The organism is Candidatus Melainabacteria bacterium, assembly GCA_003963305.1.
Lineage (GTDB): Bacteria > Cyanobacteriota > Vampirovibrionia > Obscuribacterales > Obscuribacteraceae > PALSA-1081.
This window is the reverse complement of sequence record RXJR01000012.1, coordinates 1-22,089: the sequence shown is the minus strand read 5'-3', so window position 1 is coordinate 22,089 and position 22,089 is coordinate 1. Positions and strand designations below refer to the sequence as shown.

14 protein-coding genes and 1 pseudogene are annotated in these 22,089 nt (G+C 50.8%); 6 read left to right on the top strand and 9 right to left on the bottom strand.

Annotated elements, in window-relative coordinates; genetic code table 11:
• Positions 1 to 372 precede the first annotated feature (372 nt).
• Entirely contained in the window at positions 373 to 2,076 is a 1,704-nt protein-coding gene (locus tag EKK48_14465) for an ABC-F family ATP-binding cassette domain-containing protein (protein ID RTL41140.1), read from the top strand.
• 17 nt (positions 2,077 to 2,093) lie between these two features.
• Here EKK48_14465 and EKK48_14460 read toward each other — a convergent pair whose 3' ends face one another.
• Together EKK48_14460 and EKK48_14455 are read right to left on the bottom strand one after the other, a co-directional pair.
• Positions 2,094 to 3,371 carry a tetratricopeptide repeat protein gene (locus tag EKK48_14460; protein RTL41139.1) on the bottom strand — a complete coding sequence of 426 codons (1,278 nt, stop codon included), beginning with the start codon at positions 3,369 to 3,371 and terminating at the stop codon, positions 2,094 to 2,096.
• Between the two features lie 158 nt (positions 3,372 to 3,529).
• Complete coding sequence (locus EKK48_14455; GenBank protein RTL41138.1) at positions 3,530 to 4,393, bottom strand: cytochrome c; 864 nt, start codon at positions 4,391 to 4,393, stop codon at positions 3,530 to 3,532.
• Positions 4,394 to 4,543: 150 nt separating this feature from the next.
• On the opposite strand from EKK48_14455, the gene EKK48_14450 reads away from it, so the two are divergent.
• Complete coding sequence (locus tag EKK48_14450; protein ID RTL41137.1) at positions 4,544 to 5,476, top strand: alpha/beta hydrolase; 933 nt, start codon at positions 4,544 to 4,546, stop codon at positions 5,474 to 5,476.
• Here EKK48_14450 and EKK48_14445 read toward each other — a convergent pair.
• Together EKK48_14445 and EKK48_14440 are read right to left on the bottom strand one after the other, a co-directional pair.
• Complete coding sequence (locus EKK48_14445) at positions 5,466 to 6,074, bottom strand: hypothetical protein (GenBank protein ID RTL41136.1); 609 nt, start codon at positions 6,072 to 6,074, stop codon at positions 5,466 to 5,468. The genes EKK48_14450 and EKK48_14445 overlap by 11 nt on opposite strands.
• A 173-nt stretch (positions 6,075 to 6,247) precedes the next feature.
• Entirely contained in the window at positions 6,248 to 6,511 is a 264-nt protein-coding gene (locus tag EKK48_14440; protein RTL41135.1) for a hypothetical protein, read from the bottom strand.
• A 977-nt stretch (positions 6,512 to 7,488) separates the two neighbouring features.
• On the opposite strand from EKK48_14440, the pseudogene EKK48_14435 reads away from it, so the two are divergent.
• Positions 7,489 to 7,590 (top strand): annotated as a pseudogene (locus tag EKK48_14435) (demethylmenaquinone methyltransferase).
• 1,394 nt (positions 7,591 to 8,984) lie between these two features.
• Here the strand turns inward: EKK48_14435 and EKK48_14430 are convergent.
• Positions 8,985 to 10,217, bottom strand: a complete 1,233-nt coding sequence (locus EKK48_14430; GenBank protein ID RTL41134.1) for a hypothetical protein — start codon at positions 10,215 to 10,217, stop codon at positions 8,985 to 8,987.
• A gap of 310 nt (positions 10,218 to 10,527) precedes the next feature.
• Here EKK48_14430 and EKK48_14425 point away from each other — a divergent pair, with 310 nt between their 5' ends.
• Positions 10,528 to 11,952 carry a LytR family transcriptional regulator gene (locus EKK48_14425; protein ID RTL41133.1) on the top strand — a complete coding sequence of 475 codons (1,425 nt, stop codon included), beginning with the start codon at positions 10,528 to 10,530 and terminating at the stop codon, positions 11,950 to 11,952.
• A 24-nt stretch (positions 11,953 to 11,976) separates the two neighbouring features.
• On the top strand, positions 11,977 to 14,214 hold the full coding sequence (locus tag EKK48_14420; GenBank protein RTL41132.1) for a hypothetical protein: 2,238 nt from the start codon (positions 11,977 to 11,979) through the stop codon (positions 14,212 to 14,214).
• Between the two features lie 268 nt (positions 14,215 to 14,482).
• Here EKK48_14420 and EKK48_14415 read toward each other — a convergent pair whose 3' ends face one another.
• From EKK48_14415 to EKK48_14400, 4 genes are all read right to left on the bottom strand, one after another.
• Positions 14,483 to 15,361 carry a 2-oxoacid:ferredoxin oxidoreductase subunit beta gene (locus EKK48_14415; GenBank protein RTL41131.1) on the bottom strand — a complete coding sequence of 293 codons (879 nt, stop codon included), beginning with the start codon at positions 15,359 to 15,361 and terminating at the stop codon, positions 14,483 to 14,485.
• Positions 15,362 to 15,395: 34 nt separating this feature from the next.
• Positions 15,396 to 17,390, bottom strand: a complete 1,995-nt coding sequence (locus EKK48_14410) for a 2-oxoacid:acceptor oxidoreductase subunit alpha (protein RTL41130.1) — start codon at positions 17,388 to 17,390, stop codon at positions 15,396 to 15,398.
• A gap of 223 nt (positions 17,391 to 17,613) precedes the next feature.
• Positions 17,614 to 18,015: a hypothetical protein gene (locus EKK48_14405; GenBank protein ID RTL41129.1), complete on the bottom strand. Its 402-nt coding sequence runs from the start codon at positions 18,013 to 18,015 to the stop codon at positions 17,614 to 17,616.
• 20 nt (positions 18,016 to 18,035) lie between these two features.
• The gene (locus EKK48_14400; GenBank protein RTL41199.1) at positions 18,036 to 20,060 is read right to left on the bottom strand and encodes an NADH-quinone oxidoreductase subunit L; all 2,025 of its coding nucleotides are present in this window, start codon (positions 20,058 to 20,060) and stop codon (positions 18,036 to 18,038) included.
• A gap of 281 nt (positions 20,061 to 20,341) precedes the next feature.
• Between EKK48_14400 and EKK48_14395 the strand changes: the two genes are divergently transcribed.
• Entirely contained in the window at positions 20,342 to 21,937 is a 1,596-nt protein-coding gene (locus EKK48_14395) for a NuoM family protein (protein RTL41128.1), read from the top strand.
• Positions 21,938 to 22,089 lie beyond the last annotated feature (152 nt).

Genomic DNA, 22,089 nt, shown 5'->3' with positions numbered 1-22,089 from the left:
CGCACCAAAATTTCACCGGTAAAAGACCGGAACATCATACAGAGGAACGCCCACGATGATTGACAAAGCAAGTCGCTAAGCAGGTTTCAGGAAATAGTTCACTTCGATGCAAGTGAATGGTCTGGCTTGTGGCGGCGTTGTTTTGTAAACACGTGTGGGATCTCACACTAATTATTGCTCGTGCTTTCGCACTTAAAATTGCAATAGTCGGCTGCAAACCCGCAGAGCAACGTCTCAACAATAAGCCACGGGCGCCATCAGGATGCATAATCATCGTGACGCAAGCTTGTCTTGCCTCGTGAAGTTATGCACCGCAAATGGTGCCGCACAGATTCGCCTTCCTGAGCAAATTCTATTGTGAAGGGAAATTTTATGCTGCGAATATCAAACATAAGCAAACACTACGGGGAAACTCTGCTTTTCGAGCAAGTCAACCTGACCGTCAAAGAAGGCGAGAAGATAGGAGTTGTTGGAGCCAACGGCAGCGGCAAATCTACCCTGTTGAAGATACTAGCAGGGCTGATTGATGCGGATACCGGACACATCCATGTGCCTAAACCGCTTTCAACAACATACTTGCCGCAGCAATTCGACGATTTGCTCGACATCAGCGTTGGAAGCTATCTGGCGCACGACTGGTTCGACGCGCTTCACAAGCTTCAATCTCTAGAACGCGAGATGCAGAAAAGTCCCTCGAAGGCGAATGTGACAGAGTATCTGCTGAATAGTTACGCCACTGCATTCGCCGAATTTGAGGCTAACGGCGGATACGAATTGGAAAATCGACTCAACGAAATTATCGCGTCGCTGGGCATTGCGAACATCGACATTTATCGCAACTTTCAGACTTTGAGCGGCGGCGAACGGACAAAAGTAGCGCTGGGACGGCTTCTGTTGCAGTCTGCAGATCTAATGATGCTCGATGAACCAACGAACAATCTTGACCAAGCAGGTATGGAATGGCTCGAGAGAAATTTACAGCAATCAAAATCTGCCTGCATTATCGTGTCGCACGACCGAACATTCCTCGACCGCGTCACAACTCGAACTCTGGAAATCGATCGCACCAACTCTCGCATAACAAACTACTCAGGCAACTATAGCTGGTTCAGAGAGCGCAAGCGCCAGGAAGAAGACCGTCAATTGCGCCAGTTCAAAGAACAGCAAATCAAGATAAAAAAGCTAACTGCAGATATTCAAGCGGTGAAACACCAGGCGCTAACCACCGAACGAAGCACACAGAACGATTATCTACGCGGTCGTTCGAAGAAGGTTGCTGCTAAGGCAAAGGCACGTGAAACGCGGCTGACGAAAATACTGGATCTGGAAAAGATTGAAAGTCCGAGATTTGTGCAACGCCCGAAAATATCCTTGAGCGGCTGCAATCAGCATTCATCAAATTTGATCGAAGCACGGAATCTGACATACAAAAATGAAGAGACGATTCTTTCAGATCTAAATCTCTCTATCGTCGGTTCATCAAGAATTGCAGTCACTGGTGACAATGGCAGTGGCAAGTCAACTTTGCTGAAACTGCTTACGGGGGAATTAGCTCCTTCCGCTGGCACAGTAACCGGCAAAAATGGACTGAGGCTCGGTTACTTGCCACAGCATCATGAAATCAGCCAACTTGCAGACAACAAAACAGTAATCGAGCAATTTAAGGCTCTCATAGCGCTTCACGATGATCGTATGTCGGATTTTTCGTCAACTATGCGAACAAACTCAACTCATAGCCAATTCACCGCCGACGGTGACATTCGAACCCTGTTGCACAGATTTCAATTCGCCGGCAACGACGTCTTCAAGAAGACAGAAGTACTGAGCCGAGGGGAACGCACCAAGCTCGTCCTCGCTAGTTTTATGGCTTGCAACCTCGACTTGATTATCATGGATGAACCCACGAACCATCTCGATCTGGAGACCATAGACTGTTTAGAACAGGCAATGCAGGCTTATCATGGCGCAATGATAGTTGTAAGCCACGATAGATATTTTCTGGAAAAACTCTCACCGGACCGCATCTGGCATGTTCACAATAAAACAATCACAGAGAGGTGGATACTGGAGATCTAGTGGAGACTGGCATCGTCTCAGTTCGAATTATCTCGCCATGGCGGCGCATCATCTGCGTCTTCGTCGAATTCGTGATCCATCATCTTCTTCTGCAATGCGGCGTAGCGCGACATTAGCGCTGCAACATCGGGATGTTCAGTGCCCAATGATTCACTCATGCCCAAGCCCCATTTATAGAGCCGATCAGCTTCATCGAAATTCGCTTGCTCTTCATACAATTCGGCAAGATTTCGAAGTGCTTTCGCAACACTCGGATGCTCTTGCCCCAGGTTTTCTTGCGTAATCGTCAAAGCGCGCCAGTACAGTGGCTCAGCCTCCGCGCAATTGCCCTGATCCTGATAGACCTCGGCTAAATTGTTCAGAATTTCCGCAACGTGCATATGATTGGGACCCCAATCTTTGGTGCGGATTTCGAGCAAAGTTTTATAGAGCGGCTCTGCTTGATGATATTTGCACTGCAAATGAAAAAGAAGCGCCAGATTGCTCAAACTTTGAGCAGTACTGGGGTGCTCCAATCCAAGCGCCTTCTGCCGAATTTTCAGAGCACGCCAATGCACTCGCTCCGACTCTTCGAACTTACTCTTCATTCGATAAAGCTCAGCCTGGTAGTTCAAAACTGTCGCAACACTCGGGTGGTCAGAGCCCCAATTGTTTTCGGCGATTTTCAAGGCACGCTCGTAGAGCGGTTCTGCATGGTCGTACTTTCCAGAAGCATGATAGACGAGTGCCAGATTTGTCAGATCATCGCCGATACTCGGGTGCTCTTCGCCGAGAGCACGTTCGCGAATAGAAACTGATTTTTGAAAAAGTGGCTCTGCCTGTGCGTACTTTCCATGAGCTTTATAGAAGTCGGCAAGACTTTCGAGCGTGCTCGCCACTTTCAAGTCATCGGGATCAGCGGCAACCTCGTATATCGCAAGAGCCTTACGGAAGTAAGGTTCGACCTCGCCATAGCGCCCCTGGGCTCTGTAAACCATGGCAATTTTATTCAGACACTCAGCGGCCCCGAGTGACTGTTCTCCCTCATTTTTCTGACGCAGATCAAGTGCCGATTTGTAGACCTGTTCGGCTTCAGCGTGCCACCCTTGAGTCCAATAAAGATCTCCAAGGGAGAGCAAGATGTGCGCCTTCACATCGTCTGTGCTGCCGTCACCTCGTTCCTTTCCGACTGTCTCAGCTTCCACCAGAGCCTTCTGATAAAGTTTTTCGGCATCACTATATTGCGATAGTTCTGCCGCCTTAGATGCAGCCTTGATGTAAGAATCCCAGGTGATCGTGTCTTGTGTGCTTTCCATAGCTCGGAAGAATCCTTTGTCTGCCAACCCTCACTAATATGCCCACTACGATCTCGATAGTATAAGCATCTTCAGCAACAAAACTGTCAGCGAACGCCAACAAGCCTGTCAACGAACGCATGCTTCTTCACTTGCGCATCTGGAATTTAGAGCACCCGTCACTTATCACTAGAGAGATCCGGCAACGTCATTAGATAATCGGTAATTTGCTTTGATTCCAACGGCGAAAGTGTCAATCGCGGCATCTTCGAAGATACCTTGCCCGACTTGGTTGAAAGAGCTGCAGCATGTGCCTGGGCGTCGGTTACGTGCGCCTGAATGAATTCTCTGGAGTGACGACCGCCGACGCCATCTAATCGGGGGGCAAGCCATCCGCCGACATCCCCAACGGCATGACATGCGACACACCCTCGTTTGTTAAAAACTTTCTGTCCCTCAATGCTGCTTTCAGAGCTTTTCTCGGGCTTAAACTTTTGACCGGAAGGCGACGGGGGCGAAGCTGGAAGCCGCGGAACGTGCGGCTCGATAACAAACCCGTCAGGCGGCTCAGGAATCGTCTTCAAATAAGCGACAAGTGCCTTCACTGTCTCCAGCGAATAGCGCGAATGAGGCAACGGACTTATGTAATTCTTCCCACGCATATTTTTGTATTGTTCTATTGCAGCCGGAGAATTGGAAAGATGCGCAATCATGAAGTCCTCGCTCCGTCGAGCGCCGACCCCATCTAGCATCGGAGCCAGATCACCACCGACATTGTGGACGGAATGGCAGGACATGCAACCGACATTCTGAAAAAGCGCCTGGCCACGCTTGCTCTCTGCAGATGTCGCCGCAGGGACATAGCCGGACGTAGGAACCTTCACCAGGTGCGGAGACTTATCATCCAGTTTCGCGGGATCGCTGCCACTCTGCGCATTACACGGGTGCGAGACGACAATCGGAATAACGCAAATCGCAAAAATGAGGAGCGACCGGACATGTAGCGAAGCTATCGATATTTGCTTCAATGCTACTTTCCTCATGCACTTACTCTACAGTTATTGCCCAGTGACGCATCGACTTACACTATAAAGCCTCCGAACAACAGTTGCCAAACTGTTTGGCCGCAACTGGAGAAACCTGCTTAGACCAAATAGGGTTGTAAAATCAGAACATGAGGTCACTTCGCAGCCATGCAATTATCTGCCGACTCCACAATGCCTGCTGACAAAAATTCATTAACATCTTCACTGACGGCAAAGGAAAAATTTTTCCATGCCTTCAAGCTGTCAAAGTTCGACGTAGCCAAACTGCTTCTTTTGTATATTGTCCTGTCTCCGAGTATTGGAATGGTCGTTTATAAGCATTTGCTGTTTGTCCCATTCAGCAATGCTCCGGATATGAAGGCAATCTATGCCAAGATCGAGGCGAGCACAAAATCGAAGAAAATCGACGTCACCATTCCTAGTGGCACGCAAAAACTGAATGCCATGCTATGGAAAAAATCAGGCGCCACTAAAATCTTTATAGTGAATCACGGAAATGGCGGCGATATTGCAAATAGAGTGTTGCTGCTCGCTCCACTGTTGTATTCAAATGGTTCAGTCTTGCTCTATGACTACGAAGGTTATGGGAAAAGTACAGGCGAGCCCTCGGTGGAAGCAGTAAAACAGGACGGGCTGGCTGCATACGACTATGTGCACAATGTTCTTCACTATGAGCCAGAAAACATCGTTCTATACGGCGAATCTCTTGGATCTGGTGTGGCGACCTATATAGCCCAGAATCGGAAAGCAGCAGCAATTGTAATTCAGTCTGGGTTTTCTTCGTTGAGTGATGCAGCAAAAGACCGTTTGATTTGGCTTAAACTCTATCCGTCTTTCTGCTTCAATGGAGTCGAGATGGATAACGTAGCATACCTGCATGGACCGCATCCACCGTTACTGATTATGCATGGAGACGCTGATGTAGTGCTTCCCATCAAGCATGCCTACAAGTCATTTGCAGGCGCAAGCGAGCCAAAGAAGTTTGTCAAATTCGATGGTAGCGGGCACAACGATATCTGTCTATCGGCCGCATTCCAATCGTGCATTGCACAATTCATGAACTCACTGCCTAAGAACTAATTGTGGCTTTCCATGCGGCTATTCCTTCTTCACACATATAACCAACGACAATCAGAGATGCCACAGGATCAGCCCAGAAAAACTTACAAATGGCACTGAGAAGCAGTCCCGCGGCCACTACGAGCGCCAAATATGCATCAACGCGATTCATGTCCGAAACATTGATGAATAGCTGATTTTGAAGTGAATGTCCAATTCGTCGCTTTTTTCGAGACAAAGTCAACATGACAAAATATGTCACACCCAGCCATAGAATGCCCAGATAATTGTCGTCGTAATGTTTTCCGATCATCAAACTCACAACTGTTTTGGATAGCATATACAACGTAGCGGCACCATATGCGAAGGCAATTACCTTCAAAGCAAGATGCTCTCGATATCTGTCAATTCCAGTGATCTGAGAGAGAATTACAGCGGAGGCGAAGAGATGAATGAGCGAGAGAATCTGCATCCCAAGCAAAGCTATAGAGGGGTGCAGACTTATTGCCCACGAGAATATTCCGAGCCCCAGCAAATTCCAGAGCATCGTCCAATATTCGAACTTATTGCCGAGTTTGATAAGACCAGTTTGTTCGGCAGACAGATGAGTATTCAACATACAGATATTGTAGCGCCGCTATCCAGCGCAATTGCCTGGTCTCTGAAACAGTGGCGAGCGCCAAAGAGAAAAGTTCCGACCTGGAGCCGGAACTTTTAGATCCTTTATTGAAACGCCACTGGCAGTCTTAATATCCAATAGAATCATCCAGCAAGAAATTGCTGCGGACAATTTTAATAGCCGTTCAACAATGCATTGTTGAAAGTGTTGCGGGGGTCAAATCTTGCTGTCATTCTGTCACCGGCGGCGCCGAAAATAGCGAAGGCACCATCTCTCGTATTTCCGAGAATGTCCCTGCCCATAGTGAACAAATCGGTCTTCCCTTCATAGTAATTGGCTACATCTCTGCCGGCGTTGAAGAGGAAGTTGCTTGCAGCCGAAAAACTGTTGTCGGCACCGGAACCGTAAGTTGCTTGAGTTGCTTGCTCGTTCATCATTACTGAGTCCTCTAGGTCTGTCTTCAAAGCGCTTTTCCATCGCGTGGTTAGGTCTATACGCCTCCACACAATTTTCGACAGAGCCCGACACATTTAATGTCGCGGTGAAAGAGACCACTCGAGAGGAACGGGAAGCATGAAACTGTTGGGCAGCGCAGGGGCACTATAGATTTGCTTAAGCGTGTTCAGGTCTTTAGGTTCAACGGTCAACGACTTTGCTGATGCCTTGCCCTTCACCGCTAGAGACAGTTCGGCGCTGGCCATAAGGTCGTCCTGACCGCTGCTATGCCCGAATATGCCAATCGCATGACCAAGTTCGTGAAGAAAGGCAACCTGCAATGCATGCTCCGGAACATCAGGCGGATAGAAAGTCGGTCGCAAGAGCCAGATTTCAACGTGAATACTGCCCTTTTTCGGCGTGGTCAGACGGGTGACACCGAGCACGCCAGGCAACAATTTGTTGACCCATGAAACTTCAACGTCACAATTCTCTGTACCTGTCACGGTTTGCAGGGGGATATAGCGATTCCACTCCGTAATGCCAAAGTGCAGATTTTTCTTCCATGAATCGGGCGATTCAGCCGGCAATTTCAGCGTTATAGGAAACGAAGTCCAACGTGCAACAGTGTCGCCATCGAACTTTTTTACAGCGGCGAAATAATCTCCTGCTTTTGCATCGAAGGGAATTGTGTCCACCACTGCCTGAACTTCAGGAGGATTGACGGCATTTTTCGGCTGATGCGCCGCCGAGTTCCTGGAGGGATGGGCACCCGAGCCCCGAACCGGAGCTGGAGGCTGATTCGCCGACGCTTTCGACGATTGAGGTAGAGGAATAGGCTCAAGCGGCGAAGTCACAGGAACGTGCGGCAGGGGCGCTCCCGTGGGCGGCGTACCCGTCGCCGGCTCGCTCAACGGTGGCTGGCCCTGCGGGGGCTTGCTCAGGGGCGGCTTGCTCTGTGACGGCTTGCCCTGCGGAGGCTTGCTCTGGGGCGGCTTGCTCTGGGGCGGCTGGCCCTGCGGAGGCTTGCTCTGGGGCGGCATGCCCAGGGGCGGCTTGCTCTGGGACGGCTGATTCTGGGGCGGCACAGCCGAGAGACCCTGACCAGGAGTCGGACCGGTCAGAGATTGAGCCACCGCCGCTAGCGGTTGTTGCTCGTCCTGTGCAGCCGGGAAGGGCACCTGCGATTGACTTCCGCGGTCACCAGAGGCATGGTCGGCATCAGCAGGGCCGACATCAGACAGAGTTGGCGCCGATGAAGGCACAGTGGAAGGTGGCATGCTCGATAGAGGCGTTCCAGACACAGGTAATGACGGACGTCCCGACGCCGGAAGACTCGATGAAGGAAGACCCGAGGCAGGCAGGCTGGATGAAGGCGTGCTCGCTCCCGGCGTATTCGTATGTCCGAACGCACCCGCCCCGCCTAATTTGGCTTCCAGTTTGGCGATACGATCTGACATCGAACCATCAGATTTTCCGCCCAGAACTTCCTTCTCAAGGTGGTCAACGCGATCTTCAACCTCGTGCTCAGGATAGGTCGATCCAAACGCGGTTTGCTCGAGCCGCATCACTCTGTCTTCGTCGCTGTTTGCAGGCGTCGGAACCGGAACATTCGTTGCCCAACCCTGACCACCCGGTGGCAAAGCAGGTGATCCAGGCGGTCGCGGCGGCACCGCCGGTAGTGCTCGGTTATTGTAGTCGGGAATCATGTTTTCACTGGGATACCCGGATGGCGATCGACTCACCGTGGGAGCTGTCGGCTGACTGTAAGAAGGCTGTCCCGCAGCGGGTTGACCTCCACCGACCGGTGGATATGCACCATTTGCAGGCGGATACGTTTGAGGCGGGTACGAACCGGCGGGTGGATACGTTGCTTGCGGATATCCGGATGGCGGATAGGCGCTTTGCTGAGCTGGGAATCCTGGCTGTGCAGGATATCCGGGCTGTGCAGGGTATCCGGGCTGTGCAGGGTATCCCTGTTGAGCCGGCGGATAAGCTGGAGGGGCATAGCCCTGTGGTGGATAACCAGTTTGCGGATAAGCCGGAGGGGCATAGCCCTGCGGTGGGTAAGCCGACTGACCGTAAGGCTGCTGATAGACAGGGGGATAACCTTGCGGCGGATACCCGGCTGGATATCCCTGTGGCGGATACGCGTAACCGGGCGGAGGATAATACCCTGGCGGATACTGATATCCAGCCGGAGGATAAGGGTATGGATAACCAGGCTGCACCGGATATGGTGCCTGAGGAACACCCGGAGGCTGACGATTTCCCGAGACAGGCGTTCCATTGACACGTCCGAGAGGGTTCGGGCTTGGTGGCGGCGCTGCTGCAGCAGGTGCTTTATCAGTCTTGGCTTGTGATGGATCGATAGCCTGCAGTGCAGGGGATCCGGCAGCCAAAGAGAGCAACGGGGTGCAATATGATGACAGCAAAAGCGACACCAGGCCCAATTTCATCAATTCATTAGCCATACTAATTAATCAGATTGGCAGTTAGTTCGCCGCCAACGCGCAAGCTAGATTGCAGTTCCAGAACGTTGTCGTAGAACACTCTTCTCATCACGTTTTCAGGCTTAGTAATAACTTCTCGCAGGATCTCGTAGATCTCGGGGTCTAGCTTTTTCAAATAGTCGCGACTGTCTTTGACAGAAAACGCAGCCACACACTCAGCCCAATATTCATGCTTGCTGGAGCGCGCATAACCGGAAATGAACAAACGTTCCGGCACCTGCTGTGGTGTCAGTAGTTCAGACATGCCTTCGTACTCAGGAGGGAGCGGATGCTTGCTATCACACAAACGAACACGCGCCTCATACAAATCACGAATCCGATTTTGGGTTGCTTGAGACAAGCAAAATTCGAGCTGGTGGCCAAATTCATGAGCGACAACGAGATTGATACGCACTTCGAGATATGGCTTAAACCTGGTGGAAACGACTGCCGATGAGCCAAACTTCGCAAAGAGCGTAATTTCCTTTTCGAATTCTTCCCGGTCAAGAGTGACGTAACCTGTGCGCACCCCCGTCACCCCGGCAGCACCATGTTTCACATTGCCCAGCATGCAATTGCCTTCACTTTTTCGCACCACCTGCAGCACACCGGACGCAGCCCAGATATTCATACTTTCGCATACATACTTTTTCTGCGCTGTTTTCAGCTTATCGAAATCAGCAAAATAACGAATGATTTCGTTGTCGCTGTAAGACTTGTCTTTGCGATATAGTGGTCGCACAAATTCATGCTTGAACGGCTCACCATCACTTTTGTGTCCTTCGAAAATCGTGGTCAGCTGACTGTTTTCATCCAACTTAACGCGCGCCACTTTGTTGACTGTGTCGCGAATATAAATGGTGCCGTCGTCATCCATTTCACCGACAAGACGGTGATCAGGAGTGCCGATACGCCCGTTGGTGACGTTGAGGGTGACACCGTTGTATGTCAACTTGCCGGTCGGTCCGTTATTCGCGGTCGGGAGTTCAAGAGCGATTCCGTTTGCGTCGATGCCCCGAAAAACGCAGCCATGAATCTCTTCAATTGGTTTGGTAATTTTCGCTTGATTCAAATAGCCGTCTTCAAACAAGTAGCCGACCGGGTTTCCATCCATGTAAACCTGCCCGTAGTCGACCACCAACATGTGTCCGTGCAATTCTAAGAACCCACTCGGTCCATGTACTTTATGCGGTTCCACAGAGCTCACAGCTGTCATATCCACTCGAGAAAGGATAAATCCGATTAACGGTCCGATGCGTTATCCGTGTATGAATCAGTAAGCCGATTGTAGCAAGAACGGCTGCTCAACACCCAACCCGATTTGCGGACTTTTCAGACGAAGCCCGGGGCGCTCATGACAACAGCAAAACCGGTCAACCATTAAATTCTCCCGAACCGCGTCATCACCTTGCACCTTAAAACCTCTGATAAGACTGGGTAAAGTCTTGGGAAAAGTTATTCCTGGCGTGGTATAGCCAACTTGTCAGGCGTTACCATTAGGCAATCGTTTCAGTAGTCGACATCCAGTGAAGTCTTCTGACAATCGCTCATCTTCAGGCGGGCCGGTCACCTCCGGCCAAATTTTGCTCGCCACCGCGATCGGCGTCTGCCTGGGACTGGTCGGCAACAGGTATGTGCAGAGCATGTACCCCGCACCAGTCAGGACAGTCGTTCAGCAGCGCAGCACAGTCCAGCAGATCGAACAGGTCGGCAAGGATATTCAATCGACGGCTCAGCATCTTTCGGTCATTCCAACCCTGTCAAAGCGCATGAACGTTCTGCTCATGGGAGTCGACTCCAATGGGCGCGGAACTCAACGTTTCACCGGAACACGCTCTGACACGATGATTCTGGTCAGCCTCGATCCTGAAAGCCAGAAGGTCGGCATGATCTCCATTCCGAGAGATAGCCGGCTGAAGCTAGCTGGCGATCACGGGGTCGACAAAATTAACGCCGCACACGCGCTGGGTGGACCCAAGTTATCAGTCGAAACTGTAGAAGAGAACTTCAACATACCAATCGACCATTACATGGTCATTGATGTACAGGGTCTGAAGAAAGTATTTGAGGTGCTTGGGCCGATAGAAGTGGTCGTCGAGCGCCCCATGCATTACAACGACTGGGCCGGCGGGCTGCATGTTGCTCTCGAGCCAGGCGTCCACAGGCTAACCCCGGTCCAGGCCGAAGAATACGTGCGATTTCGGCATGACCCTAGAGGAGACATAGGTCGAACCGAGCGGCAGCAATGGTTCTTGCGGGCTCTTGCCAACAAATTTAAGGAACCGTCGGTGCTCTTGAAACTGCCCGAGCTCTTCAAGCTAGCGAACCAATATGTTGTGACGGATTTGTCTGCAGAAGAGATGGCAAAAATCGCCTCATTCGGCAAAGATATCAAACCGAATCAAATCGCTTCAGCGACGCTGCCCGGACACGCGACCTGCATTCACGGCGGCAGCTACTGGCTGCCCGATTATGAAGGTTCAGCAGTCGTATTGAACCGGTTGGCGGGCAATCCGATGACGCCTGACTCAGATACTGCCGCCGCGCCGTCCGTTCCGTCGAACAGCGCTTATGCTGCCACCATGCCTGATGCCTCAACAAATGCGGAACCGACGACAGTTACGATCAAATACCCTAGAGGCTTCGAAAAAACAGCCCGGGCTTACGAAAAGCAACTTGGTCTTGCCGGTTACAAAATAAAATACGTCTTACGGGCTGATGTAGGCGACTGCCAACACGAGCAAATCGTGCAGAACAGCTACAAGGCGGACGATCTGTTGACCAAGAAATTGTTAGAGTCATCGCCCGGGCTCGCGTCATTTCCGGTTGTTGTGAATTTAGACGAGCACGCCGCGTCAGATTTTGTTATTGTTCTCACGGCAAACACAGCTAAACCGGTTACGCCCACGTCTCTTGAAAAGCGTACCGAATTGACTGCAGTCAGCCAGTAAGACCGCCGTCATAGAGAACCTCCGGTGCATAACACCCACATATTTCGTCAGATTGTCACACTGATTGCGTCCATGCTGCTTGTTCACGGCTGCGCAGAAATCAAACCTCAAAAACAAACTGTCAAAGCCGATGTTCGAATAAAAGTGGAAGATCCGGTTGTGCGCCGAATCACCGCCATAACCGATCGATTCGATCTGGAAGCATCGGGGAAATTCAAAGGCGGTTCTTTCATGGTGCGCGACAAAACCATGAAATTCGCCCCTGATACCACTTTTACTCTCAAACTGACACTGCCCATTGATGATCCCAACATAATCAGCACCAAAGGTGCTACTGGTGAACTAACCACATCTCAACCTATTTCTGTAAATGGAATTCCTGCGCCTGAAAAATTGATTCTCAAGAAAGGCACCGTCACCGGTGACGTCGACATCGTTCGCACGATCGGCATATTTATCTTCAATGTTCTGGAACATCAAGATGTAGCGGCGGAAGGAGGCGGAGACTGGAAGAAAGCGTTTGCAGAATTGACAATCAATAAGTCATCGTTGGAGATGCGCCCCAACTCAACTATGGAGCTCGGCAAGCAACACGTTCACATCGGCAAAAACTCACGACTGACATTTAAAGACCTGATTGTCGACTCTGATTTCAACTACACCGGTCAGTGCATCGTTGACGTAAATTTTGCCGATCAAAACACCTACAGAGGCACCAAAATCGACCTGGATTTTAACGGCGGGTCGATGCTCATAAACTTCAACGCCAAACGTCAAAACGGCGTTGTGACGCTAACGGCGCCAGGTCAGCAAAAACCAATTCGCCTTACCGACTGCATCTATCGTTTCGGACGAGAAAAGAAATCAAACGCACACGCTGAAGTGGTGCTGTTAAACGAAAAGCGCTTCGTTTGGCAGAAAACGGAAGGTACAGACAAGCCGGCCATCCACTTTTCGTCAGACATGGTCTTGCAAAAGACAATCTTGCACATTCTCAATACGAAGTTGAACTTACTTGCCAATTTCCCGAGCTCTGTGCCCGCCAAGCTCGACATAGACAGGAAGGAGGAGGGGTTGATGGAAACTAATTTCAACACTCCAAATCTTGTTCCGGCTGCTAACGCAGATATCACGATGCACCGCCAGACTGAGGACGTCAACGTCAAACTCGCAGATGCACTGGTGGGTCCAATATCAATTACGAAGTTCGGTGACTTGCAGCTTTCACTAGCTAACGGCAATGCCAAACTGAGGCAGATAAGCTGGGGAAGTGACGATCACGGATTCACTCTCGACACATCTGGCGGCTCAACACTTTCCATCACCAAGGGCATGTCGATGGACCTTGTGAAGGATCAGGAAGGAATCACTTGCACTCTGCCAATGACGCTTAAACTAGGGCAGGCGAAACTCTCCAGCAACGCAATGAAACTCGGTCTGTCGAATTTAACTGGCAACATGATTTTGAAAATAGACAAAGGTGTCGATCTCGACGGCAAAATAAATTTCTCTGTTGCCAACTCGAATCTTTTTGGGTCAAACAAAACTGACGTGACCGTCAATGGGCTCAGTGTCGAATCTAAGAACGGCAGTTCCAGAGCTCAACTCAGAAATTGCAGCGTGGTTATTCCGACAGCAGCGCTCAAAGATCAAATCGAAGAACACCTGCCAGACGACAAGGTCTTTCCGGTCAATAAAACAATGCTTGCCGAACGGAAATGGCGATACAGGAACGCCGTTGTCAGTGACATCACCTTGCATGATCCAAGACTCGATAAAATCGAGATGACTTCACCGGGTGTAGCGAAATTCACAGCCAGCGGTGATGCCGACGCCAAAGGCACAATCGAAAAAGGCGGAATTCTCTCAGTCATAAAGGGTCCAGCCAAATGGGAGAAACGCCCATGGTCAGCTTCTGCGCGTCTAGTAGGCACGGGAGTAGTGAATTACAAAATTCTCGCCAACAATTCGTTGAGCAACAGCGAGTTAGACTACAGCGCTTCGGTAGATCTGCCACTGCCTGATGATATTGATCTCGATTGGTCGCAGGTCAATGATGGACTGCTGGAGAAGGCCGAACGAAATGCGGTCGTGAAAAGCATTCAAAAAATCAAACCACTGCACCTCGAATTTAATGACAAGAAAGTCAAACTATTTCCAAATGGAAAGAAGAATTTCGATGCGCTGAAATTGAAGAATCTGACGACACGCCCCGTGACGGCGGGGTTACAACTCAACTTCAACGCAGACGCTACATTCTGAGCGGGGACTCCATCGGGACTCCATCGGGACTACATCAGGACTACAACAGGACTACAACGAGTCCCTACAGTCTGAGCGGGACTAGATCGCGACTTCAACGCTGCGCCACATCATGAGCCGGTCACTGCGTTCCTTAAGGGGGAACACCGAAGTCATGTTCGCTCAACAATTCTGTTGGAGCACGAAGTGAAAAGCCCCCGAATAATCGAGGGCTTTTCAGTGATTTTTAGATGCACTCGGGACGAGTGCGTTCCATGCGTTCCAGGAATTAGATCATCTCTTCGATCAATTCATCGAAGACTTTCTTGTCCAAACCGAGAGACTGCTTGGTGAGCGGTCCATTCTTGAAGGCCGGTTCGCTGTCTTCGTAAATTGGTTGCTCGCTCTTGTAGAAGACGCCCAGAGGAATTCTGTCGCCCCACTCGAACGCTTTTGCAAGCGACTTGTGGAAATCGCCGGTTTCCCAATTCTCGTCTTCCAGCTTATACACGCGCTCTTTGAAGAACGGATAAGTGTTGACCTTGTTGTATGTTACGCAGGGGCTGAACACGTCGATTAACGAGAAGCCTCTGTGCGCCATACCGGCTTGAATCAATTCAGCCAACTGCTTCGCTTCACCAGAGAATCCACGAGCAACGAATGTTGCGCCTGAAGTAATGGCTAGAGCGAGCGGGTTCAACGGTGATTCAAAGTTGCCGTTCGGTGTCGACTTGGTCTTCATGCCGATACCGGTTGTCGGTGAGGTCTGACCAGTGGTCAAGCCGTAGATCTGGTTATCCATCACAACGTAAGTAACGTCGAGGTTTCTGCGCATCGCGTGAATCAAGTGACCGACGCCGATACCGTATCCGTCTCCGTCACCACCAGTGATGACTACCTTCAAATCGGTGTTCGCCAGGTGAGCACCAGTTGCTACAGGCACAGAGCGACCGTGCAAGCTGTGTACGCCGTAAGCGTGAATGAAACCGGGCAAGTTCGACGAGCAACCAATACCAGAGACAATCAACAGATTCTCTGGCTTGATGCCGAGTCGGCCAGCCGCTGTTTGCACTGAACGCAAGACGCCGAAGTCGCCGCAACCTGGACACCAGTCTGGATCGACTGGTCCTTTGTATGTATCTAATGGGAGTTCAATAACAGTTGCCATCTTTTATCCTCTTAAAATTTTGCGATTGCAACGACTAGTCATGCTTTTCGAACGAATACGTCGCGCCGGTCATTGTGCCGATTCTGATCGTTCCACCTTTATTACCGGTGGCGCGCTCAGAGAGCTCAACGTTGTAAACCGGTTCACCGTGACCATTGGCTGATTCACGAGTGACGCTGGTCGGACGGAGCTTTTCAGCATAGTGAGTGCGCAAGTAGTGATAAGCGATTTCTTTCGCTTCCAGCTCGCTCAACTCGAGGTTAATCTGTTTCTTGGCGATATATTCTTTGACACCATTGACGATCATGTGTGGCTCCATTGGCTCACCATCATATTTGTTTATGTGGTGATCCATGCTGATGCCGGTCTCGCCCTTGATGTACTTGGACATCATGCTGGTGAAGTTGACTTCAACAGAAATCTTCTTCTTCGCATTGCTGAGAATCTCACTAACTTCTTTGGCGTGGAACGGAACGATCCACTTGATGCACAGGTAGTTAGTTTTAATTCCCTGAGCAGTGAGAAGCTCAGCGGCTTCTCTGACGGCACCGTATGTGGAGCCCCAGCAAACCAGCGTGACATCAGCGTCTTTTTCGCCACCGAGTTGCGGTGCTGGAATTTCCTTGAGCAGGTTTTCCATCTTACGCATACGCTTCTGCATGATCATGCGGCGTACAGGTGGTGAAGTGAACATGTCTGAAATCAGGATGCTTTCTTCGTCGTGATCGTCTGATGCGTTGACGAACACGGTGTTCGGGGTACCAGGCAATGCACGTGGTGAGATGCCCGATTGAGTGAACTTGAAGCGCTTGAACTTGCCGTTCTCTTCAGGATTCCACTCTTTGACGATTTCGCCGCGGTCGATCTTAGGATCATGCGTGAACTTGTCTGGGTCGACGGTTTCGGGGTGTTCCGACAAGAGCAAGTCAGACATGATGATGACTGGCAGCTGATATTTGTCGGCGTAGTTGAATACGTCGATTGTTGTCTGATAGGCGTCGGCGACATCGTATGGATGAACGATGATACGAGGGAACTCGCCCTGCGAAGCGCCCAGGCACTGATACAAGTCTGCTTGCTCAGTCTTAGTCGGAAGACCGGTTGACGGTCCGCCACGCTGCACTTCAACGCAAACGACCGGCACTTCCATGATGCCGGCCATTCCGATTGCTTCTGTCATCAATGCAAAGCCACCACCTGCAGTTGCGCACATGGAACGAGCGCCAGCGATACCGGCTCCGATTGCCATGTTGATTACTGCGATTTCGTCTTCGCCCTGCTTGATGCAAACACCGGTTTGCTTGGCATGGTTGACCATCCAGTGAAGAATGGTTGACGCTGGTGTCATCGGATATGCAGAGTAGAATTTGCATCCTGCTACTGTCGCACCGAAAGCAATTGCTTCGTTGCCTGTGATGAACGGACGACGTCTCTTCGAGAACTTCCACTCAGAGGTGAATGTTTTGGCGTTCTTCTTGGCGTATTCGTATCCAACCTTCAACAAGCTGACGTTGAGGTCGATAACCTTCTGACCTTTGTGGCTGAAAGTATCGGACATAACGCCTGATGCTTCTTCAAGACCGAGATTAGCGAGATAGAGAATCGCGCCGACAGCAACCGTGTTTTGCATGATTGGCTGCAATGCGCCGTGTTCTTTCTCGACTTCGGCGGTGATTTCCTTCATCGGCAGTGGCAAAACTTGCACGCCTTTGTTAACCAGCGAAGGATCGCACTTGAACTTGTCCGAATTGAAAACGAGCACTCCACCTTCTTCAATTTCTGGAGCGTGACGCTCGATTGAATCTTGATTGAGAGCAATCACAGCGTTCAAATGATCGCCGTGTGAATAGACCTTGTCTGAACCAATGCGAACTCGCAGCCAGATGTGTCCGCCGCGAATGATTGATTGATAACTGTTGTATGCATACACATGAAGACCGAGTCTGCCGCATGTTTTTGCAAGGGTGTCGCCGGACTTGTCCAGACCGTCTCCGGCAGCTCCTGCGATTCCGATTGTGACTTCCTGCATTTGATCTCCTCACCAAATTTATGTCAGGACTTTCTTTTAGCGTGTCTACTCGTTGCCGAATAAATGAATTGCAGTTAAGTCGAATCCGTGAATTCGCTGACTACAACTGATCCAGCCGCCTGCTACAGCGGCGTCGCTATGGGCGTGCAAATCTGAACTCCCAGCGTAATAAGATAGCATACGGATGGCAAGTGAATCTCTTGACGTAACGCCAGATTGAGAGCTAGTGAGACTCGGCCGGAGCTGAATTTGGAGCAGTTGCCGGCTCGGTCACATGCTCAACCGCGTGCTGTGCGCCGTGTTCCGCGCCTGCTTCTCCCTCGGCAACAACAGCGGGTTTTAAGCTACACCAGTAAACAATTAATCCAATAAGAGCGGCGCCGACTAGCAGTGCCAACATTGACAGAACCGAGTCGTAGGCGCTGTTCTCTGGTATGGCGTCGGCCGGCACAGCATGGTCATCATGACCGTGCCCGTGGCTGTCGCCGTGCCCATGACTGTCTCCGTGACCGTGGCTGTCGTCATGTCCATGGCTGTCACCCTGCGCCTGAGCGTCGCCGTGTGAGTGCGTGTGCTCGTCGGTTTTGGCTTCCGCCTTATCGTCGTGTTTAGGTTCGTCAGACATATCGGATCAATCCTCAACAATTACGGTTTTATAAAATATGCAGCCACAGTCAATATCGCCACCCATCCAAAGATGACGAGCGCGTAAGACTGACCGCGTCCAGTCTGCGAATATTTCAAAAACTGACCGAGAGCGGCTGTCACCAGGCTGGTGCCGTTGACTATGTTGTCGACGATCATCATGTCGATGAAATTCCACACTGCCTTATACATGTTAAGAACGGCTTGATAGAAGGCTGTGTAGACTTCGTCGAAGTACCACTTGTTGAACGAGAAGCGATAAGCTCCGCCAACCAACGGTGACTTGCTGTTTGCAATGGAGGTATTCCAATTCAGCTTACCTTCTCTGTACATGACGAATGCAACGAACCATCCTGCTGTAGCAAAGGCAATTGAAACAAGCATAATCAGCCCGTTGATACCTTCAAAGTGCGGATGCAAGTAATACACGAAGCTGCCGAACGGATTGGCAAAGACGCCGCCTTCTTCCCCACTCCAGTTGATGCTGGCGAAGGAATTCAAGTTAGCGCCGAGGAATCCGGAAAGCATTGATGGCAAGGACAGAGCAATCAATGGATAAACCATCGCTGGTCCCGAATTGTGCGGTTTGACGTCGCCGCCGCGATATGAGCCCGAGAAGGTCATGAAATAAGCGCGGAACATGTAGAACGAGGTCAAGCCAGCGGTGAGAATCATCATGCCGCCGATGAAGTGGTTGAAGTTCCACGCCGATGCGATGATTTCGTCTTTTGAGAAAAAGCCGCTGAATGGCGGGAATCCTGAGATAGCGATACAACCAATGAGGAAGCACATGGCAGTGCCCTTCATATCTTTCTTCAGTCCGCCCATGTTGCGCATATCTTGCTCACCGTGCAGTCCGTGGATGACGGCGCCGCTGCATAAGAAGAGCATGGCTTTGAAGAAGGCGTGGTTGAACAAGTGGAACAATCCGCCGGTGAACGCACCAGCGCCCAGCCCGACGAACATGTATCCAAGCTGAGATACCGTTGACCAGGCCAGAGTTCGCTTGATATCGAACTGGCTCATGGCAATGGTGGCGGCCATAAATGAGGTGAGACAGCCTGTGGCTGCAACTACAAAGAGTGCGGGTTGTCCGTGAACCTCAGGTGGTGCCACCCAGATCGGGTAAGCGCGCGCGACCAAATAGACACCGGCAGCAACCATGGTGGCAGCGTGGATCAGTGCGGAAATCGGCGTAGGACCTTCCATAGCATCAGGAAGCCAGGTATGCAGCGGGAATTGAGCAGACTTGGCCATCGGTCCCATGAACATCAAACACGCCATTACAAACAGACCGTTGACGCCCCAGTAGGTAACGGCACCGATGTCGTATGCACGTCTGATCACCGCAGCCAGGTCAGGACCACCGCCGGCGCCGTAGAAAGAGAGTAGTGGTGTCGAACCCCATAGGTTGGTTGGTTGACCTTGCTGATAACCGGAAGTAATGGCAAGCAACATCAAAATTCCAAGAAGGAATCCGAAATCGCCAACGCGATTAATGACAAAAGCCTTGACGCAGGCAGCGGCTGCCGAATCCTTGTACCACCAGAAACCGATCAGCAAGTAACTGCAAACACCTACAAGCTCCCAGAAGAAGAACATCTGGAAGAGATTGGTAGAAATTACCAACCCGAGCATCGAACCGGTGAACAAAGATAGATAGGAATAGAAGCGAGAGTAGCCAGGATCTTCACGCATATATCCATGCGTATATATCTGCACCAGCAAGCTCACGCATGTCACGACAATCAGCATCATCGCCGCGAGGTTGTCAACCAGAACACCAACATGGAGATTGAGCGATGCAGAAACGAAATACGGCATGTCAAGGACGACACCACCCGTAACACCTGGTTGGTTTAACGCATAAAAAATGAGCAGCGAATGCGCGAAACCGTATATGACTGCACCCAGCGAAAGGCACATTGACAACGGCTTTGAGCGCCTCGCGAAGAGGATGATTGTCAGCCCGACGAGGAACGGCGCCAGGACAATCCAACCGGCGTTACTAAGGAAAGACCGCAGAACTTCTTGCGAAAACAAACCTGGTACTCCAAATTCAAAGTGGTAAGTCGACTCACACTACTTAAACGTTACACAATATACATGCGCGAAGACGCTAGATAAAGGAAGGTTGCACCGGTGTGAAAAGATTCTTCGATTCAATAATTCTTCAATATGGTTATCAACAGAAAAGACGTGCGCCAGCGCCTAAATTAGCGGCCAAAGCTGAGTTGGAGCTGTCGGCTTTCAAACTTCATCAAACTATTTAGTGTAGAGAGGCTGCGCCGGCCCCGATATACTTGATGCCGGTTAGCACTGACGTTGCCAGGATCATGACACAAGCACCAAACTTACTAAACATCTTGCTCTTCCTGCCGCTAGCAGGCGCATTCATCATCATGTTGTCGAGCGAAACAGCTGCCAAAACAGTGGCGCGAATCACGTCGATAGTGATGTGTATCGCTGCCGGCATGATGGCTTTCCAGTTCAATCCGAACCAGGTAGCGCTGCAATTCGAGTCGAAAGCGCACTGGATTTCAACACCGTTCCCACTTGAGTACTACGTCGGTGTGGACGGCATGAGCCTCTGTCTGTGTGTATTGACCGCTGTTGTGACCCTGCTCTCCGTCTACGCGAGCGCCAAGCTCGGCGAGACACGCTCGAAGTTGTACTACAGCTTCCTGATGCTGCTCGCCTTCTCGCTGATGGGAGTTTTCTGTTCACTCAACCTGCTGCAATTCTTCATCTTCTACGAATTCGAACTGGTGCCCATGTACTTCTTGATCGCCATCTGGGGCGGTCCAAGACGCAGTTACGCAGCCATGAAGTTTCTCTTGTACACCTTCTTTGGTGGCGTTCTCATGCTGGCTGCGCTGTTGTATCTCTACTTCCAGCTAGCTGCAGAAGGTCCAGGAAGCGCCACGTTCAACATCATCGAGTTGACTCGTCTGGCTCCGACTTTGGCACCGCACGTGCAAGTAATCGCGTTCCTCGGATTCTTCCTGGCATTCATCATCAAGCTGCCATCTTTCCCATTCCACACATGGTTGCCTGATGCGCACGTCGAAGCACCAACTCCGATATCAATGATTCTGGCTGGACTGCTTCTCAAGATGGGCGGATACGGTCTGATCCGCATCTGCATGGGATTCTTCCCGCTCGTACTGATCAAATATGGCTGGATGGTCATGGCACTCGGCGCGTTCAACATCGTCTGGGGCGCAATGGCATGTCTCGTACAGCAGGATATGAAGCGCATCATCGCTTTCTCTAGCGTCAGCCATATGGGCTTCTGCCTGCTCGGCATCGGCTGCCTCTCTGCCGCCGGTATCAATGGAGCGATCTTCCAGATGCTCAGCCACGGTATCGTCTCGGCTGCACTCTTCTTCCTCGTCGGTGTCGTTTACGAACGAACACACACTCGACTGCTTCCAGAAATTGGTGGCGGTCTGGCCAAGCAGATGCCGATGGTGTTCTACTTCTGGATGTTCTGCGCGATGGCTAACCTTGGCTTGCCAGGCTTGTCAGGATTCGTTGGCGAAGTAGCTGTGTTCTACGGTTCTTACACTTCGTGGATTGCGCAAGCAAGTCCCGAAGCAGAAGTTACAAGGCTGTGGATCTGGCTTGCAGCAACTGGTGTAATCCTCACTGCCGGCTATATGCTCTGGCTATTGAAGAGACTCTTCTATGGTCCGGAACAGCCGAAGTGGGCTGGTCATCTCAGCGATGCTACACGTCTGGAACAAGCTCTGGCGTGGTCAATGTGCGCAATGATTCTGATACTGGGAATCTGCCCGAACATTCTGATCAAAGAGTATGGACCGGTTGCCGACCGTATTGCTTATTCGATTCAACAGCGCATGAACCTTGGAATGCTGGAAAATCAACACGTTCAATAAGGCGTATCAACTCTAGGGCTTCGGCTCAACGTTTTGTTGTGGTTGCGCATCGTGTTGTGGTTGAGCATCGTGCAGTGGTTGAGCATCGTGCAGTGGTTGAGCATCGTGCAGTGGTTGAGCATCGTGCAGTGGTTGAGCATCGTGCAGTGGTT

Excerpts from the sequence above, each read along its gene's own strand:
- EKK48_14465 (RTL41140.1), top strand. The coding sequence starts at position 373 with ATGCTGCGAATATCAAACATAAGCAAACACTACGGGGAAACTCTGCTT.
- EKK48_14460 (RTL41139.1), bottom strand. The coding sequence starts at position 3,371 with ATGGAAAGCACACAAGACACGATCACCTGGGATTCTTACATCAAGGCT.
- EKK48_14455 (RTL41138.1), bottom strand. The coding sequence starts at position 4,393 with ATGAGGAAAGTAGCATTGAAGCAAATATCGATAGCTTCGCTACATGTC.
- EKK48_14450 (RTL41137.1), top strand. The coding sequence starts at position 4,544 with ATGCAATTATCTGCCGACTCCACAATGCCTGCTGACAAAAATTCATTA.
- EKK48_14445 (RTL41136.1), bottom strand. The coding sequence starts at position 6,074 with ATGTTGAATACTCATCTGTCTGCCGAACAAACTGGTCTTATCAAACTC.
- EKK48_14440 (RTL41135.1), bottom strand. The coding sequence starts at position 6,511 with ATGATGAACGAGCAAGCAACTCAAGCAACTTACGGTTCCGGTGCCGAC.
- EKK48_14430 (RTL41134.1), bottom strand. The coding sequence starts at position 10,217 with ATGACAGCTGTGAGCTCTGTGGAACCGCATAAAGTACATGGACCGAGT.
- EKK48_14415 (RTL41131.1), bottom strand. The coding sequence starts at position 15,361 with ATGGCAACTGTTATTGAACTCCCATTAGATACATACAAAGGACCAGTC.
- EKK48_14410 (RTL41130.1), bottom strand. The coding sequence starts at position 17,390 with ATGCAGGAAGTCACAATCGGAATCGCAGGAGCTGCCGGAGACGGTCTG.
- EKK48_14405 (RTL41129.1), bottom strand. The coding sequence starts at position 18,015 with ATGTCTGACGAACCTAAACACGACGATAAGGCGGAAGCCAAAACCGAC.
- EKK48_14395 (RTL41128.1), top strand. The coding sequence starts at position 20,342 with ATGCCGGTTAGCACTGACGTTGCCAGGATCATGACACAAGCACCAAAC.